Source organism: Streptomyces sp. JH002 (assembly GCF_050916115.1).
Lineage (GTDB): Bacteria > Actinomycetota > Actinomycetes > Streptomycetales > Streptomycetaceae > Streptomyces > Streptomyces xiamenensis.
Genome location: NZ_CP087989.1, coordinates 1,126,162 through 1,143,391, shown reverse-complemented (window position 1 = coordinate 1,143,391; position 17,230 = coordinate 1,126,162). Strand labels below are relative to the sequence as shown.

The 17,230-nt window shown below is 70.5% G+C and carries 14 protein-coding genes and 1 CRISPR repeat array; of the genes, 13 read left to right on the top strand and 1 reads right to left on the bottom strand.

Going from position 1 to position 17,230, the window contains the following annotated elements; all coding sequences use genetic code 11:
• Positions 1 to 83 precede the first annotated feature (83 nt).
• The 7 genes from casA to cas2e all read left to right on the top strand — a co-directional run bounded on the left by casA (position 84) and on the right by cas2e (position 6,786).
• Positions 84 to 1,892, top strand: a complete 1,809-nt coding sequence (gene casA / locus H7827_RS04820; RefSeq protein WP_432742955.1) for a type I-E CRISPR-associated protein Cse1/CasA — start codon at positions 84 to 86, stop codon at positions 1,890 to 1,892.
• Entirely contained in the window at positions 1,889 to 2,569 is a 681-nt protein-coding gene (gene casB / locus H7827_RS04815; protein ID WP_432742953.1) for a type I-E CRISPR-associated protein Cse2/CasB, read from the top strand. Before casA ends, casB begins: the two co-directional genes overlap by 4 nt.
• A gap of 83 nt (positions 2,570 to 2,652) precedes the next feature.
• Entirely contained in the window at positions 2,653 to 3,798 is a 1,146-nt protein-coding gene (cas7e, locus tag H7827_RS04810; RefSeq protein WP_432742951.1) for a type I-E CRISPR-associated protein Cas7/Cse4/CasC, read from the top strand.
• Positions 3,798 to 4,643 carry a type I-E CRISPR-associated protein Cas5/CasD gene (gene cas5e, locus H7827_RS04805; protein ID WP_432742949.1) on the top strand — a complete coding sequence of 282 codons (846 nt, stop codon included), beginning with the start codon at positions 3,798 to 3,800 and terminating at the stop codon, positions 4,641 to 4,643. The genes cas7e and cas5e overlap by 1 nt, the downstream gene beginning before the upstream one ends.
• Positions 4,644 to 4,647: 4 nt before the next feature.
• On the top strand, positions 4,648 to 5,448 hold the full coding sequence (gene cas6e, locus H7827_RS04800) for a type I-E CRISPR-associated protein Cas6/Cse3/CasE (protein WP_432742948.1): 801 nt from the start codon (positions 4,648 to 4,650) through the stop codon (positions 5,446 to 5,448).
• A gap of 4 nt (positions 5,449 to 5,452) precedes the next feature.
• Positions 5,453 to 6,511, top strand: a complete 1,059-nt coding sequence (cas1e, locus tag H7827_RS04795) for a type I-E CRISPR-associated endonuclease Cas1e (RefSeq protein WP_432742946.1) — start codon at positions 5,453 to 5,455, stop codon at positions 6,509 to 6,511.
• Entirely contained in the window at positions 6,508 to 6,786 is a 279-nt protein-coding gene (gene cas2e, locus H7827_RS04790; RefSeq protein WP_432742944.1) for a type I-E CRISPR-associated endoribonuclease Cas2e, read from the top strand. The genes cas1e and cas2e overlap by 4 nt, the downstream gene beginning before the upstream one ends.
• 63 nt (positions 6,787 to 6,849) lie before the next feature.
• Positions 6,850 to 7,244: direct repeats of the CRISPR family, unit length 29 nt; unit sequence GGTAGGCCCCGCACACGCGGGGATGGTCC.
• Between the two features lie 88 nt (positions 7,245 to 7,332).
• Here cas2e and H7827_RS04785 read toward each other — a convergent pair.
• Complete coding sequence (locus tag H7827_RS04785; RefSeq protein ID WP_030730432.1) at positions 7,333 to 8,862, bottom strand: helix-turn-helix domain-containing protein; 1,530 nt, start codon at positions 8,860 to 8,862, stop codon at positions 7,333 to 7,335.
• A gap of 180 nt (positions 8,863 to 9,042) precedes the next feature.
• On the opposite strand from H7827_RS04785, the gene H7827_RS04780 reads away from it, so the two are divergent.
• The 6 genes from H7827_RS04780 (at position 9,043) to H7827_RS04755 (ending at position 17,135) form a co-directional block, all read left to right on the top strand.
• The gene (locus H7827_RS04780; protein WP_432742942.1) at positions 9,043 to 9,459 is read left to right on the top strand and encodes an SIP domain-containing protein; all 417 of its coding nucleotides are present in this window, start codon (positions 9,043 to 9,045) and stop codon (positions 9,457 to 9,459) included.
• A gap of 180 nt (positions 9,460 to 9,639) precedes the next feature.
• Complete coding sequence (acnA, locus tag H7827_RS04775) at positions 9,640 to 12,360, top strand: aconitate hydratase AcnA (protein WP_030730438.1); 2,721 nt, start codon at positions 9,640 to 9,642, stop codon at positions 12,358 to 12,360.
• Between the two features lie 209 nt (positions 12,361 to 12,569).
• Positions 12,570 to 14,024 (top strand): N-acetylglucosamine/diacetylchitobiose ABC transporter substrate-binding protein, encoded by a 1,455-nt coding sequence (ngcE, locus tag H7827_RS04770; protein ID WP_386533865.1) that lies wholly within the window; start codon positions 12,570 to 12,572, stop codon positions 14,022 to 14,024.
• Positions 14,024 to 15,016 carry a carbohydrate ABC transporter permease gene (locus tag H7827_RS04765; protein ID WP_046725020.1) on the top strand — a complete coding sequence of 331 codons (993 nt, stop codon included), beginning with the start codon at positions 14,024 to 14,026 and terminating at the stop codon, positions 15,014 to 15,016. Before ngcE ends, H7827_RS04765 begins: the two co-directional genes overlap by 1 nt.
• 14 nt (positions 15,017 to 15,030) lie before the next feature.
• Positions 15,031 to 15,891, top strand: coding sequence for a carbohydrate ABC transporter permease (locus tag H7827_RS04760; RefSeq protein WP_030730447.1), 861 nt, complete (start codon positions 15,031 to 15,033; stop codon positions 15,889 to 15,891).
• Between the two features lie 74 nt (positions 15,892 to 15,965).
• Positions 15,966 to 17,135: an ROK family transcriptional regulator gene (locus tag H7827_RS04755; RefSeq protein WP_386533874.1), complete on the top strand. Its 1,170-nt coding sequence runs from the start codon at positions 15,966 to 15,968 to the stop codon at positions 17,133 to 17,135.
• Positions 17,136 to 17,230 lie beyond the last annotated feature (95 nt).

The window sequence follows — 17,230 nt, the reverse complement described above, 5'->3', positions numbered from 1 at the left end:
CCCAGGAAAAGGCGCGTTCCTCGCGTGGGCAGGAGGACTTCTCCCACGTACCCACCGAACGAAAGAGAGACGCAAGGAGAGATGTGGCACCAGACAGAGAAGAGGGGGGCAACGTGACGTCGTTCAACCTCCTCGACGCACCATGGCTGTCCGTCCAGGTCGTGGACCCGGGGGGACCCCACGCCACGGGTCCGGGCGGCACCGTCGAGGTCGGCCTGCGCGAACTGCTGCTGCACGCCGAGCGCTACCGCGACCTGGTGGTGGACATCCCCACCCAGAAGCCGGCCATCTTCCGGCAGGTGCTCCTGCCGATCCTCGTGGATGCTCTGGGGTACCCCGCCGACGTCGGCGACGGATTGGCCCTGTTACGGGCCGGGTCCCTGACTCCCGCCCACCGCGACCTCCTCACCGCCTACCTGGAGGAGCACCGGGCCCGCTTCGACCTCTTCGACCCGGACGATCCCTTCGGGCAGGTGGCCGGACTGCGCACCGCGAAGGGCGAGACCAAGGGGTCCGCCCTGCTGGTGGCCACCGCCGCCACGGGAAACAACGTGCCGCTGTTCGCCTCCCGGACCGAGGGCGACCCGCTCGAACTCACCCCCGCCCAGGCGGCGCGCTGGCTGCTGCACACCCACTGCTGGGACACCGCCGCCATCAAAACCGGCGCGGTGGGGGACCCCCGCGTCAAAGCGGGCAAGACAACCGGCAACCCCACCGGCCCCCTCGGGCAGCTGGGCGTGGTCATGCCCCTGGGCCGGACGCTGTTCGAAACGCTCGTGCTCAACATCCCCTTCGGCCGGGCACCCCTCTCCGACGATCGCCCCCAGTGGCGCCAGCGCCGGACCGAAGGACGCGTCGAGGACACCCTCTCCTGTGCCCTCCCGGCCTGGCAGGAACGGGCCTCCCGCGGCCCCCTGGACCTGTGGACCTGGCAGTCCCGCCGCGTACGGCTGATCCCCGAGGACACCCCGGCCGGTACCCGGGTGACCCGGGTCGTCGTCTCCGCCGGGGACCGGCTGGTCGCCACCCCCGACCACGAACCGCACACCGCCTGGAGACTGCCCCCGGCGCCGAAGCGACCGAGGACGGGAGCCGCGGCGAAGCGGCCCGTTCCCGCCGCACTGCCCCGCCGTCACCAGACCGGCAAGGCGGGCTGGCGAGGGCTGGAGGCGTTCCTCGCGGTGGAGCGTGAGCAACGCGACGCGCGGGGCGAGCGATCCGGCTTCCGTACCAGCGTCCTGCTGGATCAACTCGGCGGAGTGCGGGACCGACTGCCCGCCGACTATCCGCTGCGCGTGGAACTGACCGGGATCGCGTACGGCAACCAGTCCGCCGTGGTGGAGGACCTCTACGCCGACGCCATCCCGCTTCCGCTCGTCGCCCTCGATCCGGATGGCCCCCTGCGTACCTCACTGCTGGAGGCGACCGAACAGGCCGAACAACTCGCCTCGGCCCTCAACCACCTCTCCGGCGACCTGATGCGCGCGGCCGGCAGCGAACCCATCCCGTGGGACAAGGGCCAACGGCCCGGCGAAACCCTCCTGTACGCCCTGGACGCCCCGGCCCGTCTGCTGCTGCTCGATCTCCGCGCCGCCCCGGAGGACTTCGAGGCCACCGAGCGCGCGCTGGAGAAGTGGGAGCGCAACGCCGCCGCGCACACCTGGAAGGTCGCCGAGCAGACGCTCGCCACCACCGCCCCCGGGGTCTTCTCCGGACGCAGGGTGACCAGGGACAAGACCGAGCGCGTCTACCGCCTGGCCACGGCCGAGCAGAGCTTCCGCGCCCGCATGGCGGTCGTGCTGCCCCGCTGGACCGCCGCCCGCCGAGCCGCGGCCACCACCGCCTCCCCGGACGCCGAACTCCCCGACAGCGAAGGACGACCGAACCTGTGACCACAGACGCCACCAACATCGCGGGCGTCCCCGACGCCACAGACACCCCCCACGCCCTCACCCTGCCGTCCCCAGCGTCGGGAGCGGCCGACACCGCCGCACCAGCGGCCGGGGACACCACCGAGCAGACCGTCCGCTACTGGAACCGCTACGTCACCGCCGGTGGTACCTGGCGACGCCACTCCGCCGGCCGGCCGACGAGCCCTCCGGGCGAGGACCTGGCCACCATGCGGCTCGGTCTCGCCCAGTCCGTCGGCGAGGTCTTCTCCCTGTGGCCCTTCTACACGACGCCCTGCGACGGACGCATTCCCGCACTGCTGGAAGCCGAGCACGCCGCCCTCGCCCTCTACGGCTTGCACCAGCAGAGCCGCCGCGACCCCATGCACCGGCCCCGGGTCGGCCTCGGCACCGCCCTGGCCAACCTCCGGCACTCCGGACGATTCGGGGCCGAGGCACTCGACCGGCGAGTCGACGCCGCCGCCAACGCCACCTCCGTGGCTGCCCTGCGCCATCAACTGCGCGGGCTCGTCACCCAACTGCGCACCGGCGGGCAGCCCCTGGACTACGACATGCTCCTCGGCGATCTCCACGACTGGCGCCTGCCCGATCGGCGCCGCCGCGTGCGCCGCAGGTGGGGACTCGAGTACTACGCCGGCCGGCCCGAACCGCGCGGCTGACCCGTACCCCCTCGCGGCGGGGGCGCTTTCCCGCCGTTCCCGCCTTCATGACAGCTCAACGAAACCCCGTACCGGAGACCACCATGACCTCGCGCCAGTACATCGACGTGCACATCATCCAGACCGTCCCGCCGGCCAACCTCAACCGCGACGACCAGGGCAACCCCAAGGAAGCCCACTTCGGCGGCACCCGCCGTTCCCGGGTGTCCTCCCAGGCATGGAAGCGCGCCACCCGCCTGCACTTCACCGAACGCATCTCCCCGCAGGACCTCGGCACCCGCACCAAGCGCATCGCCGGCAAGCTCACCGAACGCATCGGCGACATCGCCCAGGTGGACACCGCCACCGCGGCCCGCCTCACCGGCGCCCTCCTCACCCCCCTGGGGATCACGGCGGGACGGAAGGAGGGAGACACCGCCTACCTCTTCTTCTACGGCCGGCGACAGCTCGACGCCGTGGCCGCCCTCGTCGGGGACCGGGCCACCGAACTCGCCGCCCTCGACGACGAGAAGCTGGCCGCCGAGATCAAGCAACTGCCGGTACGGGACACCTTCCGCACCGGACACCCCATCGACGTCGCGCTCTTCGGCCGGATGGTCGCCGACATCCCCGCCCTCAACGTCGACGCCGCCGTGCAGGTCGCCCACGCGCTGTCCACCCACACCACGGAGCTGGAGTTCGACTACTACACGGCCGTCGACGACGAGAACGAGAAGGAGGAGACCGGAGCCGGCATGATCGGCACCATCGGCTTCAACTCCGCCACGCTCTACCGCTACGCCACCGTCGGCATGCACCAACTCGTGGACAACCTCTCCGACGAGAAGAGCGCCGCCGACGCGGTCGTCCAGTTCCTGACCTCCTTCGCCCGCTCCATGCCCACCGGCTACCAGAACTCCTTCGCCCACCACACCCTTCCCCGCCTGGTCGCCGTCACGGTCCGCACCGATCAGCCGGTCAACCTCGTCTCCGCCTTCGAGGAACCGGTCACCCCCGCCACCGAGACCCGCGCCGGCATCGCCCCGGCCTCCATCCAGCGCCTGGCGCGCGAACAGCTCACCGCCGTCCGCGCCTGGGGCAACGCGCCCGCCTTCACCGCCCACTGCCACACCCTCGCCCCCGAGCACGGCGAGACCGTCGGCGCCCTGGAGGAAGCGTTCGGCACGCCCCGGTCCTTCGACGCGCTGCTGACCGACGTGCGCACCCACCTCACCGGTGGTGACGCCTGATGGCCACCACGCCTCCCCGGGCCGAGGCGGTACTCCTCCTGCGGCTCGCCGGCCCCCTCCAGGCGTGGGGTGACCGGAGCACCTTCAACCGGCGCGAGACCCGCCCCACACCCACCAAGTCAGGAGTCATCGGCCTGCTCGCCGCCGCGGCCGGCCGGGCCCGCCAGGACCCCGTCGATGACCTGTCCCACCTGGGGCTCGGCATCCGTGTGGACCAGCCGGGAAGCCTGCTGCGCGACTACCACACGGTGAGCGACTACCGGGGAACACCGTTGCCGCAGGCGGGCGTCTCGGCCAAGGGCATCCAGAAACCCACTTCGCCCGCCAAGCACACCCATGTGACCATCCGGTACTACCTGCAGGACGCGGTGTTCCTCGCCGCCGTAGCGGGCCCAGCGGAACTCCTCCACGGCCTGCAGCACGCGGTCCGCAACCCGGCGTTCCCGCTGGCCCTGGGACGCCGGTCGTGCCCGCCCACCCAGCCGCTCTGCCTGGGCATCCGGGACACCGACACGGAAACGGCACTGCGCGAGACACCGTGGCAGGTGTCCCGGCAGGCCCGGGAACGGTACGCCGCCCGGTGGCGCCGCGAGCACGGGGCGGCACGCTCCGCCGTGCCGGCGACCGTTCCCTGCCCGGTCACCCTCGACGACCCCGAGGGCCCCGACGTACTCAACGACGTTCCGCTCTCGTTCGACCCGCTGCGCCGCTCCTTCGCCGACCGCAGGGTGCGTCACGACTGGTTCTCCGTCCCCACCGGCTTCCCGGGCCGGCCCGGGTCCGGTACCCCTGACAGCCCGGAAGACGCCACCGGGCACGACCCCTTCGCGCTCCTCGGCTGGTGACACCATGACCTACCTCTCTCGCATCCGCGTCAACCCCCTGCGGGCCATGGGCCGCACCCTCCTGGCCAGCCCCCGCGCCACGCACGGTGCGGTGGCCGGCGGCATCCCGGGAGGCCCCGACTCCGAGCGGGTGCTGTGGCGACTCGACGCCGACAATCCCCACCGTCCTCATCTCTTCGTCCTCACCCGCTCCAAGCCGGACTGGACACACATCGTCGAGAGCGCCGGATGGCCCGACGCGGACGGCGAACACGCCGCGGTCCGCGATTACACCGCTCTCTTCGAACGCATCGCGCTCGGGCGCGAGTTCGCCTTCCGGTTGACCGCCAACCCGGTGCAGAACACGCTCAAGCCGCTCCGGGCCACCCCGGAGCAGCAGCGTCGGCTGGACGCCGCGGCGGCCTCGGAGCAGACCACGCGGCCGCGCGGATTCCGTATCGGCCACCGCACGGCGAACGCGCAGCTGCGATGGTTCCTCGAGCGGACCGAGCGGTGGGGCTTCACCGTTCCGCCGGCCCGGCACGTGCCGCCTGGTTCGGAGGAGGACATCGCGACGTCCCCGGAAACCGACGTACCGCGTGACCTGCGCATCACCGAACGGCGCCGCCACTCCTTCACGAAGAAGGAAGAACAGAGCGCCCGCGGCGGACCGCGTGTCACGCTCACCACCGCGACCTTCGAGGGCCGGCTGCGCGTCACCGACCCGGCGCTCTTCACCGACCGGCTGCTCAACGGCATCGGCCCGGCCAAGGCGTACGGCTGCGGACTGCTCACCCTGGCCCCGCTGCCCGAAGGGAGCCGCTGACGCCATGGGCGACATCTGGTGGAAGGCCGACCCCCACGACCTGCATCGCGTCGTGGACCGGGTCTCCAGCGTCTACATCGAACGCAGCCACCTCGACCGTGACGAGAACGCCGTCGTCATCGTCAACAAGAAACAGACGGTGCGCCTCCCGGCCGCGATGATCGCCGTCGTGCTCCTCGGCCCCGGCACCCGGGTGACCCACGGCGCGATACGGCTGCTCGCCGACTCGGGCACGGCCGTGTGCTGGGTCGGGGAACAGGGCGTACGCATGTACGCCGCCGGTCTTGGGCCGGCCAGGGGTGCCGGGCTGCTCCACCGGCAGGCCTGGCTCGTCACCCGGCCCAAGGAGCGCCTGTCGGTCGCCCGCGCCATGTACGGGATGCGCTTCCCCGGCGAGGACGTGTCGACCGCCACCATGCAACAACTGCGCGGACGTGAGGGGACCCGCATCCGCAGGCTGTACCGGGAACACGCCCGCCGGACCGGTGTGCCCTGGGACGGACGCGTCTACAAGGCCGGAGACGCGTTCGCGGCCGGTGACGACCTCAACCGCATGCTCTCCGCCGCCAACGCGGCCCTCTACGGGATCTGCCACGCCGTCATCGTGGGCATCGGGGCCAGCCCAGGCCTGGGCTTCGTGCACACCGGCTCGGCGATCTCCTTCGTCCTCGACATCGCCGACCTCTACAAGGCCGACTACACCATCCCGCTCGCCTTCGACCTGGCGGCAAAGGGGCTGAGAGAGGAACGGGACGCACGGCTCGGTCTCCGGGACAGCATCGCCGAGACCAAACTCCTGGGCCGCATCGTGACGGACATCAAGGCTCTGATCGCGGCAGACGGAGCGGACATCGACGCGCCGGCTGTCGGTGAACTGTGGGACGAACGCCTGGGCGCCGTGCCCTCCGGCGTCAACTGGGCGGACGGGAGCGGCGCGTTCCCGCGGGACGGCGACGCACCGCCGGACGCGGCTCCCCGCACGGCGGACATGGGCGACGAACACATCGCCGTCATCGGCCCCGAGTTCGACGAGCCGGCCGACCCTCCGGAGCCCCCACGATGACCGTTATTGTTCTCATCGCCGCCCCGGAGGGGCTGCGGGGCCACCTCACACGCTGGATGGTGGAAGTTGACGCAGGTGTCTTTGTCGGCAACCCGAGCAGTCGGGTGCGCGATCGCCTGTGGGAACTCCTCGCCACCCGGATCGGCGACGGCCAAGCGGTTCTCGTGGAGCGGGCCAACAACGAGCAGGGCTGGGCTGTCCGAACCGCCGGCCGGGACCGCTGGCGCCCGGTGGACTACGACGGCCTCATCCTCTCCGCCCGCAACCGCCGCTGACCCCACCCGATCCCAACCGAATGAAAACGACCCCTCCCCCCGATAAACCCTCAGCTCCAAAAGGGTAGGCCCCGCACACGCGGGGATGGTCCCTTCACGACCACCGGCTTGAGGCCCCGCCGCAGGTAGGCCCCGCACACGCGGGGATGGTCCCCGCCGTTGGGGCCGGCGGTGAGCGCCGTACGGGTAGGCCCCGCACACGCGGGGATGGTCCGAGGATTTCACCTCTCTTCGCGACATGGCCAAGGTAGGCCCCGCACACGCGGGGATGGTCCCCCCCGAATAGGGTCCGGAATCGGCAAACCCACGTAGGCCCCGCACACTCGGGGATGGTCCGACTTCGACACACGCGGCATGCCAGCGCATGACGTAGGCCCCGCACACGCGGGGATGGTCCTCGTGATCCATGGGGATTTCACGTGCCCGCGCTGTGGTCCCCGCACACGCGGGGACGGTCTGCCCACGCACGGGCCCGGCGCCCAATGACGCCGCGCCCCGTGTCCGAGCCCACGTGGTGGGTCGGACGAGGCGCGGGGCAGTCGGTGGTCAGATGTCGCGGAAGGTTTCGATCTGGGCGCCGACCGAGTTGAGGCGTTCGGCCAGGTCTTCGTAGCCGCGGTTGATCACGTACACGTTGCGCAGGACCGAGGTGCCCTCGGCCGCCATCATCGCCAGGAGGACGACCACGGCCGGGCGCAGGGCCGGTGGGCACATCATCTCGGCGGCGCGCCAGCGGGTGGTGCCCTCGACCAGGACCCGGTGCGGGTCCAGGAGTTGGAGGCGGCCGCCGAGGCGGTTGAGGTCGGTGAGGTAGATGGCGCGGTTGTCGTAGACCCAGTCGTGGATGAGGGTCGAGCCGTGCGCCGAGGCCGCGATGGCCGCGAAGAACGGGACGTTGTCGATGTTCAGGCCGGGGAACGGCATCGGGTGGATCTTGTCGATGGGCGCCTCCAGCTTGGAGGGCCGTACGGTCAGATCGGCGAGCCGGGTGCGGCCGTTGTCGGCCGGGTACTCGGCGGACAGGTCGTGGTTGAGGCCCATGCCCTCCAGGACCGCCAGTTCGACCTCCAGGAACTCCACCGGCACCCGCCGGATGGTCAGTTCCGATTCGGTGATGACGGCGGCGGCGATCAGGCTCATGGCCTCGACCGGGTCCTCGGAGGGGGAGTAGTCGACGTCGCGGTCGATGTCGGGTACGCCGTGCACGGTGAGGGTGGTGGTGCCCACGCCCTCGACGCGGACGCCCAGTTCCTCCAGGAAGAAGCACAGGTCCTGGACCATGTAGTTGGAGGAGGCGTTGCGGATGACCGTGACGCCGTCGCGCCGGGCGGCGGCCAGGACGGCGTTCTCGGTGGCGGTGTCGCCGCGCTCGGTCAGGACGATCGGGCGCTCGGGGTTGATCTGCCGGTTGACCGTGGCGTGGTACATGCCCTCGGTGGCGGTGATCTCGAGGCCGAAGCGGCGCAGCGCGGTCATGTGCGGCTCGATGGTGCGGGTGCCCAGGTCGCAGCCGCCCGCGTAGGGGAGCTTGAAGTGGGTCTCGCGGTGCAGCAGGGGCCCGAGGAACATGATGATGCTGCGGGTGCGGCGGGCCGCGTCCGCGTCCATGCCGTTCAGGTCGAGCTGGGCCGGGGGCTGGATCTCCAGGTCGGCGCCGCCGTTGATCCAGCGGGTGCGGACGCCGATGGAGTTGAGGACCTCCAGGATGCGGAAGACCTCTTCGATCCTGGCGACCCGTCGCAGTACGGTGCGGCCGGAGTTGAGCAGCGAGGCGCACAGCAGTGCGACGCACGCGTTCTTGCTCGTTTTGACGTCGATGCTCCCGGAGAGCCGGCGTCCGCCCACCACTCGCAGATGCATCGGCCCGGCGTAGCCGAGGGAGACGATCTCGCTGTCGAGGGCTTCCCCGATGCGCGCGATCATCTCAAGGCTGATGTTCTGGTTCCCTCGCTCGATCCGGTTAACGGCGCTCTGCGAAGTGCCGAGCGCGTCCGCGAGTTGCAGTTGCGTCCAGCCACGATGTTGGCGGGCGTCCCGGATGAGCTGCCCGATCCGGGCGAGGTAGTCATCGGTCATGTGAGCGACCCTATCTCAGATATGAGATGAGGCATCCGGGCGGGGGCCATTCGGGTGAGGGGCCCGCCATGGCCCGGCGAAACGCCGGTCCGTGCCCGGATCGGGGGGCCGGGGGTCGTTCAGATAGTTAGGTGAGGCTAACCTTCGTTTCACTGTCCGGCCGATCGTGGGAGATCATCGATGGCGCGCATCCCGACGTTCTTCGCCGACTACGCGGAACGGCGGGGCTTCGTCACCCGGGTGGACGGGGTCGAGCCGGCCGGTGAGGGGCCGCGGGCCGTGCAGCCCGGGCCCTGCGACGTCACCGCCTTCCGGATCGCCGCCCGCGACTTCCGGCACGGCACCCCCGAGGCGCTGGATCCCGCCGCGGGCCGCGCCACCGTCCTCTTCCGCCGCCACGGGCGGGCGGACGCCCCCGGCCTGGCCATGGTGGAGGCGATTGACGTGGTGTCCCGGCTCGCCCCCGGCGCCGTGTACCTCGCCGGGCGCGGCCAGTCCGTCCAGGTCCAGCGCGACCTGCTGCGCACCGTCCACGGGCTGGACCGCCGCAGCATCCGCACCCAGCCGTACTGGGCTACGGGGAGGACGGGCCTGTAGCGCGCCGACCCTCACGCCCCCTTCTCCGCAGCCTTCAGGCGGCCCCGACCGGGCCGTCTCTTCGGCGTGTCCGCACCCGGGACCGCTCAACACGGGCCCCTCAACGTGTGGGCCCAGGCCCGATGTACTAGAGTTATCTCGACATCGAGATATCTAGTAGGGTCCCTGAAGGAGAAAGTCGTGTCGGCCAACACCTTCGACGCCCGCGCCACGCTGCGAGTGGGCGACGAGTCGTATGAGATCTTCCGGCTGGACAAGGTGGAGGGCGCCGCCCGCCTCCCGTACAGCCTCAAGGTGCTCCTGGAGAACCTGCTCCGCACCGAGGACGGGGCGAACATCACCGCCGAGCACATCACCGCGCTCGGTTCCTGGGACCCGAACGCCCAGCCCAGCCAGGAGATCCAGTTCACCCCCGCCCGGGTGATCATGCAGGACTTCACCGGCGTGCCCTGTGTGGTGGACCTCGCCACCATGCGCGAGGCGGTCCGCGAGCTGGGCGGCGACCCGGCCCGGATCAACCCGCTGGCTCCCGCCGAGCTGGTCATCGACCACTCGGTCATCGCCGACAAGTTCGGCACCCCCGACGCCTTCCAGCAGAACGTGGAACTGGAGTACGGCCGCAACCGCGAGCGCTACCAGTTCCTGCGCTGGGGCCAGACCGCCTTCGACGAGTTCAAGGTCGTCCCGCCCGGCACCGGCATCGTGCACCAGGTCAACATCGAGCACCTGGCCCGCACCGTCATGGTCCGCAACGGCCAGGCGTACCCCGACACCCTGGTCGGCACCGACTCGCACACCACCATGGTCAACGGCCTGGGCGTGCTGGGCTGGGGCGTCGGCGGCATCGAGGCCGAGGCGGCCATGCTCGGCCAGCCGGTCTCCATGCTGATCCCGCGCGTGGTCGGCTTCAAGCTCACCGGCGCGCTGCCCACCGGCACCACCGCCACCGACCTGGTGCTCACCATCACCGAGATGCTGCGCAAGCACGGTGTGGTCGGCAAGTTCGTCGAGTTCTACGGCGAGGGCGTCTCCTCCATCCCGCTGGCCAACCGCGCCACCATCGGCAACATGTCGCCGGAGTTCGGCTCCACCGCGGCGATCTTCCCGATCGACGAGGAGACCATCAGCTACCTGCGGCTCACCGGCCGCGACGCCCAGCAGCTGGCGCTCGTCGAGGCGTACGCCAAGGAGCAGGGCCTGTGGCTGGACACCGACAATGAGCCGGTCTTCTCCGAGTACCTGGAGCTGGACCTGGCCACGGTCGTCCCCTCGATCGCCGGCCCCAAGCGCCCCCAGGACCGCATCGCGCTGGCCGACGCCAAGCAGAAGTTCGGCGCGGACGTGCGCAACTACGTCTCGGCCGCCGACATCGACGAGGCGGGCAAGGAGTCCTTCCCGGCCTCCGACGCCCCCGCCGTCTCCAACGGCGTGCCCTCCAAGCCGGTCACCGTGACCACCGCCGACGGTTCGACCTTCGAACTGGACCACGGCGCCGTCACGGTCGCCGCCATCACCTCCTGCACCAACACCTCCAACCCGTCCGTCATGGTCGGCGCGGCGCTGCTGGCCAAGAAGGCGGTCGAGCGCGGCCTCACCCGCAAGCCCTGGGTCAAGACCACCCTGGCGCCCGGGTCCAAGGTCGTCATGGACTACTACGACCGGGCCGGCCTCACCCCGTACCTGGACAAGCTCGGCTTCAACCTGGTCGGGTACGGCTGCACCACCTGCATCGGCAACTCGGGCCCGCTGCCCGAGGAAATCTCGCAGGCCGTCAACGACAACGACCTCGCCGTCGTCTCGGTGCTCTCCGGCAACCGCAACTTCGAGGGCCGGATCAACCCCGACGTCAAGATGAACTACCTGGCCTCCCCGCCGCTGGTGGTCGCCTACGCGCTGGCCGGCTCGATGAAGATCGACATCACCACCGAGCCGCTGGGCACCGACTCCGAGGGCAAGCCGGTCTACCTGGCCGACATCTGGCCCACGGAGAAGGAGATCGAGGACGTCGTGGCGTCCGCGATCGGCCAGGAGATGTTCGGCCAGAGCTACGCCGACGTCTTCGCCGGCGACGCCCAGTGGAACTCCCTGTCGATCCCCACCGGTTCCACCTTCGAGTGGGACCCGGAGTCCACCTACGTCCGCAAGCCCCCGTACTTCGAGGGCCTGACGATGGACCCGACCCCGGTCTCCGACATCACCGGTGCCCGGGTCCTGGCCAAGCTGGGCGACTCGGTCACCACCGACCACATCTCGCCGGCCGGCGCCATCAAGGCCGACACCCCGGCGGGCAAGTACCTCACGGAGCACGGCGTGACCCGCCGTGACTTCAACTCCTACGGCTCGCGCCGCGGCAACCACGAGGTGATGATCCGCGGCACCTTCGCCAACATCCGGCTGCGCAACCAGATCGCGCCGGGCACCGAGGGCGGCTACACCCGCGACTTCACCCAGGCGGACGGGCCGGTCTCCTTCATCTACGACGCCTCCCAGAACTACCAGGCCGCCGGCGTCCCGCTGGCCATCCTGGCCGGCAAGGAGTACGGTTCCGGCTCCTCCCGCGACTGGGCCGCCAAGGGCACCGCGCTGCTGGGCGTGCGCGCCGTCATCGCCGAGTCCTACGAGCGCATCCACCGCTCGAACCTCATCGGCATGGGCGTCCTCCCGCTCCAGTTCCCGGCCGGCGCCAGCGCCGAGTCGCTGGGGCTGACCGGTGAGGAGACCTTCTCCTTCACCGGTGTCACCGAGCTGAACGAGGGCCGCGTCCCGGCGACCGTCAAGGTCACCACGGACACCGGCGTGGAGTTCGACGCCACCGTCCGGATCGACACCCCCGGCGAGGCGGACTACTACCGCAATGGCGGGATCATGCAGTACGTGCTGAGGTCGCTGCTGCGCAAGTGACCCACGAGGGCCACGCGTCGACGGGCCGTCCTTCCCCCCGATCGGGGGAAGGACGGCCCTTTCGCGTGTATCCCGCAGATCTCAACTCGGAAAAGCCTTCCCACAAGCACCGTTGGCGACCTTCCCCGGCCGCGGCGAGTGGACTATACCTGTCGGCACCCGGGCGGGGCCCGCCGCCCGAGTTCCGTATGAAGGCGAGGACTTGAGCCATGACGTCACGTCCGCACAGTCCGCACACCCCCCACCCCCGGTACGTCGGCCGCCGCACCCTGCTGACCCGTACCGCGGCCGCCTCCCTGTTCGGCATCCCCGCGCTCGGCGCCCTGACCTCCTGCGCCAGCGGCGGCAGCGGCAGCGGCGGCAACACGAACGTGGAACGCGTCGACCCCACCGCCGACAACCCGCTGGGCGCCCACCCCGACGGGGAGATCGAGGTCGTCATCTTCGACGGCGGCTTCGGCGACCAGTACGCCATCGACGCCGAGAAGCTCTACGAGGAGCGCTTCGGCACCGTCACCCACGTCAAGACCCAGGAGATCCAGTCCCGGATCCAGCCGCGCATGGTCAAGGGCGATCCGCCGGACGTCATCGACAACTCCGGCGCCGAGGCCATGGACATCGCCGCGCTCATCCGCAACGACCAGGTGCACGACCTCACCGAACTCCTGGACGCCCCCTCGCTGGACGACCCGTCCGTCACCGTCCGCGACACCCTGCAGCCCGGCACCGTGGAGATGGGCCAGTTCGGCACCCAGGCCGTCTACCGCATCAACTACGCGTACCACGTATACGGCCAGTGGTACTCCCGCACCGCCCTGGACCGCCTGGACGCCGAGTACCCGCGCACCTGGGACGAAATGATCGCGGTCTGCGAGAAGGCCAAGCGCGCCGGCATGGCCGGCTGGACGTACGCCGGGCAGTACCCGTACTACTTCAACTTCACGCTGTACCCGTTCATCGCCAAGATCGGCGGCGCCGACGTACTGCGCGCCATCGACAACCTGGAGCCCAACGCCTGGCGCCACGAGGCGGTCCGCGCCGCCTTCGAGGCGTACCACGAACTGACCGCGCGCGGTTTCGTGCTGGAGGGCAGCCCGGGGCTCAGCCACGAGGAGTCCCAGGACGAGTGGTGCGCCGGGCGCGCCCTGTTCATCCCCAACGGCTCCTGGGTGGAGAACGAGGCCGCCAAGAACACCCCGGCCGACTTCGACATGGCAGTCGGCCCGCCCACCTCGCTGGACGCCTCCGACGCCATGCCCTTCGAGACCATCTGGGCCTCCCCGGGCGAGCCCTTCTTCGTCCCCGCCGACGCCGCCAACGTCGCCGGGGGCATGGAGTTCCTGCGCATCATGCTGGGCCGCGAGTCCGCCCGGAACTTCACCCAGCTGGTGTCCTCCCTCACCTGCGTCCGCGACTCGGTCGACGGCCTGGACCTGCCGCCCGGCCTCACCTCCGCCAACGACACCCTGGCCGCCGCCGGCGACCACCTCGTCACCCCGCGGATGCCCGACTGGTACCGGCAGCTCAACAACGAGGAGATCGGCGGCGCCATCGCCGCCATGATGGCCGGCGACATCGACCCCGACGAGGCGATCACCCGCTGCCAGCGCGCGGCGGACGCCGCCGCCGCGGACGACTCCCTCGTCAAGTTCGAGCACATCTGATGGGGTGGGGGGACCGGCTGCTGCTGGGGGCGGCGCTCTTCCTGCCGCCCCGCCTGACCCCGCGGCGGATACGCGGCAGCCGGCACTACCGCACCATCGACCAGTACCGCTTCATCGGCTGGTTCCTGGCCGCCCCGGTGCTGGTGTTCGCGGTCTTCGTGGTCTCGCCGTTCGCCCAGGCGTTCTTCTACTCGATGACCGACTGGACCGGCTACAGCGCCGAGTTCACCTTCACCGGCACCGAGAACTACGAACGGCTGTGGAACGACGCCAAGTTCTGGGACGCGCTGCGCAACAGCCTGCTGCTGCTCGTGCTCGCCCCGCTGATCACCCTGTCGCTGGGCCTGTTCTTCGCCTTCATGCTCAACGCGGGCGGACGCAGGCGCGGCGGGCAGGCCATCGCCGGGGTGTCCGGCACCCGCCTGTACAAGATCTTCTACTTCTTCCCGCAGGTGCTGTCCATCGCGATCATCGCCGTGATCTGGTCCCGGATCTACTCGCCGCGCAGCGGCATCCTCAACGAGGGGCTGCGCACGGTCGGTCTGGACTCGCTGCGGCAGAGCGACTGGCTCGGCGGCAGATTCGCGGTGTACTGCGTTCTGGCCGTGCTGTGCTGGGCCTTCGTCGGCTTCTACGTGGTGCTGTTCTCCGCCGCGATGAGCTCCATCCCGCACGAGATCTACGAGGCGTCGCTGCTGGACGGGGCGACCCGGCCGGTGACGTTCTTCCGCATCACCCTGCCGCTGACCTGGGGCACCGTGCGCACCGGCTGGATCTACATGGGCATCCAGGCCCTGGACGCCTTCGCGCTGGTCTCCATCATGGTCCCCGAACACGGCATGGACGTGCTGCCCAGCTACCTGTACGACAAGGCGTTCCGGGACGGCCAGGCCGGCTACGCCACCGCCGTCGGGGTCGTGCTGTTCGCCGTCACCCTGCTGTTCGCCGGCCTCATGATGCGCCTGGCGCGGAGGGAGCGGATCGAACTGTGAAGGAGCCTCAGAGCATGAGCCGAACCCGCGGCGACACCCGCCGCGCCGAGGGCGGGGCGCTCAATGTCTTCGCCCACTCCTTCCTGGTGCTGTGGACCCTGCTGGCGGCCGGCCCGCTCATCTGGGTGCTGCTGGCGGCCTTCCGCCCGCACGTGGACATCGTCTCCGACCCCTTCGGGTGGCCCACCGCGCTGCACTGGGAGAATTTCACCAACGCCTGGACCACCGCCAACATCGGCCGCTACACCCTCAATTCGCTGATCATCCTCTCCGGTTCGCTCACCGGCACCATGCTGCTGGGTGCGATGGCCGCCTATGTGATCGCCCGCTACGACTTCCGCGGCAACCGGGCGGTGCATCTGCTGTTCACCGGCGGCCTGATGTTCCCCGTCTTTCTCGCCCTGGTGCCGCTGTTCTTCGTCCTCGACAATTTCGGACTGCTGAACACGCGGCAGGGCCTGATTCTGGTCTATATCGCCTATTCCCTCCCGTTCACCGTCTTCTTTCTGGTGTCGTTCTTCCGCACCCTGCCCGGCGCCGTCCAGGAGGCCGCCCTGCTGGACGGTGCCTCCCACACGCGGATCTTCTTCCAGATCATGATGCCGATGGCCAGACCGGGGCTGATCAGCATCGGGATCTTCAACTTCCTCGGGCAGTGGAACCAGTTCGTGCTGCCCAAGGTGCTCAACATCGGCTCCCCGGAGGACGCGGTGCTCCCGCAGGGCCTGGCAGCCCTGATGGTGCAACAGCAGTACGAGGGCGACTGGGGAGCCCTGTACGCGGGCGTCTCGATGGCGATGCTGCCGGTCCTGGTGGTCTATGTGACCTTCCAGCGGCAGGTGCAGTCCGGCCTTACCGCCGGAGCCGTGCGGTAACCGGCCGCTTCCCCTCCGGCCCCGCATGCGGTCAAATAGTGTACGCGGGCGGTGAGACAAGGGGAGCGTGAGCCGTGCAGACTCCGGGGTCGCAGTCGTCACTGCACCGTGCCAACCTGGAACGGGTGGTGCGCGCGGTGCGTACCGCCGGAGCCCTGACCCAGGCGGACATCGCCCGGACCACGGGGCTGTCGGCGGCCACCGTGTCCAACATCGTGCGGGAACTGAAGGACGGCGGGCACGTCGAGGTGCGCACCACCTCGGCGGGCGGCCGCCGGGCCCGCAGCGTCTCGCTGGCCGCCGACGCCGGCATCGTGGTGGGCATCGACTTCGGCCACTCGCATCTGCGGGTGGCCGTGGGCAACCTCTCCCACCAGGTGCTCGCCGAGGAGGCCGAGCCCTTCGACGTGGACGCCTCCGCCGCAGAGGGGTTCGACCGGGCCGAGAAGCTGGTGGCCCGGCTGCTGGGCACCGCCGGGGTGGACCGGGCCAAGATCCTCGGGATGGGCCTGGGCGTGCCCGGGCCCATCGACGTGGCGACCGGCATCCTGGGCTCCACCGCCATCCTGCCGGGCTGGCGCGGCACCAACCCGCGCGAGGAACTCGCCGCCAGGACCGGCGTACCGGTCCATGTCGACAACGACGCCAACCTCGGCGCGCTCGGCGAACTCGTGTGGGGCTCCGGGCGCGGCTGCGACGACCTCGCCTACATCAAGGTGGCCTCCGGGGTCGGCGCCGGCCTGGTCATGGACGGCCGCATCTACCGGGGCCCCGGCGGCACCGCCGGGGAGATAGGCCACATCACGCTGGACGAATCGGGCCCGGTGTGCCGCTGCGGCAACCGCGGCTGCCTGGAGACCTTCACCGCCGCCCGCCACGTCCTGCCGCTGCTGCACGCCAGCCACGGCCCCGATCTGACGATGCGCCGGGTGGTGCAGCTGGCCCGCGAGGGGGATCCGGGCTGCCGCCGGGTGGTCGCCGACATCGGCCGCCACATCGGCTCGGGCGTCGCCCATCTGTGCAACCTCCTCAACCCCTCGCGCGTCGTGCTCGGCGGCGATCTGGCCGAGGCGGGCGAGGTCGCGCTCACCCCGATCCGCGATTCGGTCAGCCGCTACTCGATCCCCTCCGCCGCCCGTAACCTCACTCTCGTCCCCGGTGCGCTCGGCGGGCGCGCGGAAGTCCTCGGCGCGCTGGCCCTGGCGCTGAGCGAAGTGGGCGACGCGGCATGGGTGGACCGCTGAGAAAGCGGTCCGGAAAACCACAGAAAGAGGCCGGAAAATCGCCCGAACGGGCAATCCGCGTTCACCTCTTGAAAGCACGCCCGCAGGCTGGACGG

Coding starts and splice junctions, on each gene's coding strand:
- cas2e (WP_432742944.1), top strand. CDS start 6,508: ATGACCGTTATTGTTCTCATCGCCGCCCCGGAGGGGCTGCGGGGCCAC.
- cas7e (WP_432742951.1), top strand. CDS start 2,653: ATGACCTCGCGCCAGTACATCGACGTGCACATCATCCAGACCGTCCCG.
- H7827_RS04765 (WP_046725020.1), top strand. CDS start 14,024: ATGGGGTGGGGGGACCGGCTGCTGCTGGGGGCGGCGCTCTTCCTGCCG.
- ngcE (WP_386533865.1), top strand. CDS start 12,570: ATGACGTCACGTCCGCACAGTCCGCACACCCCCCACCCCCGGTACGTC.
- cas6e (WP_432742948.1), top strand. CDS start 4,648: ATGACCTACCTCTCTCGCATCCGCGTCAACCCCCTGCGGGCCATGGGC.
- H7827_RS04785 (WP_030730432.1), bottom strand. CDS start 8,862: ATGACCGATGACTACCTCGCCCGGATCGGGCAGCTCATCCGGGACGCC.
- cas1e (WP_432742946.1), top strand. CDS start 5,453: ATGGGCGACATCTGGTGGAAGGCCGACCCCCACGACCTGCATCGCGTC.
- H7827_RS04780 (WP_432742942.1), top strand. CDS start 9,043: ATGGCGCGCATCCCGACGTTCTTCGCCGACTACGCGGAACGGCGGGGC.
- H7827_RS04760 (WP_030730447.1), top strand. CDS start 15,031: ATGAGCCGAACCCGCGGCGACACCCGCCGCGCCGAGGGCGGGGCGCTC.
- cas5e (WP_432742949.1), top strand. CDS start 3,798: ATGGCCACCACGCCTCCCCGGGCCGAGGCGGTACTCCTCCTGCGGCTC.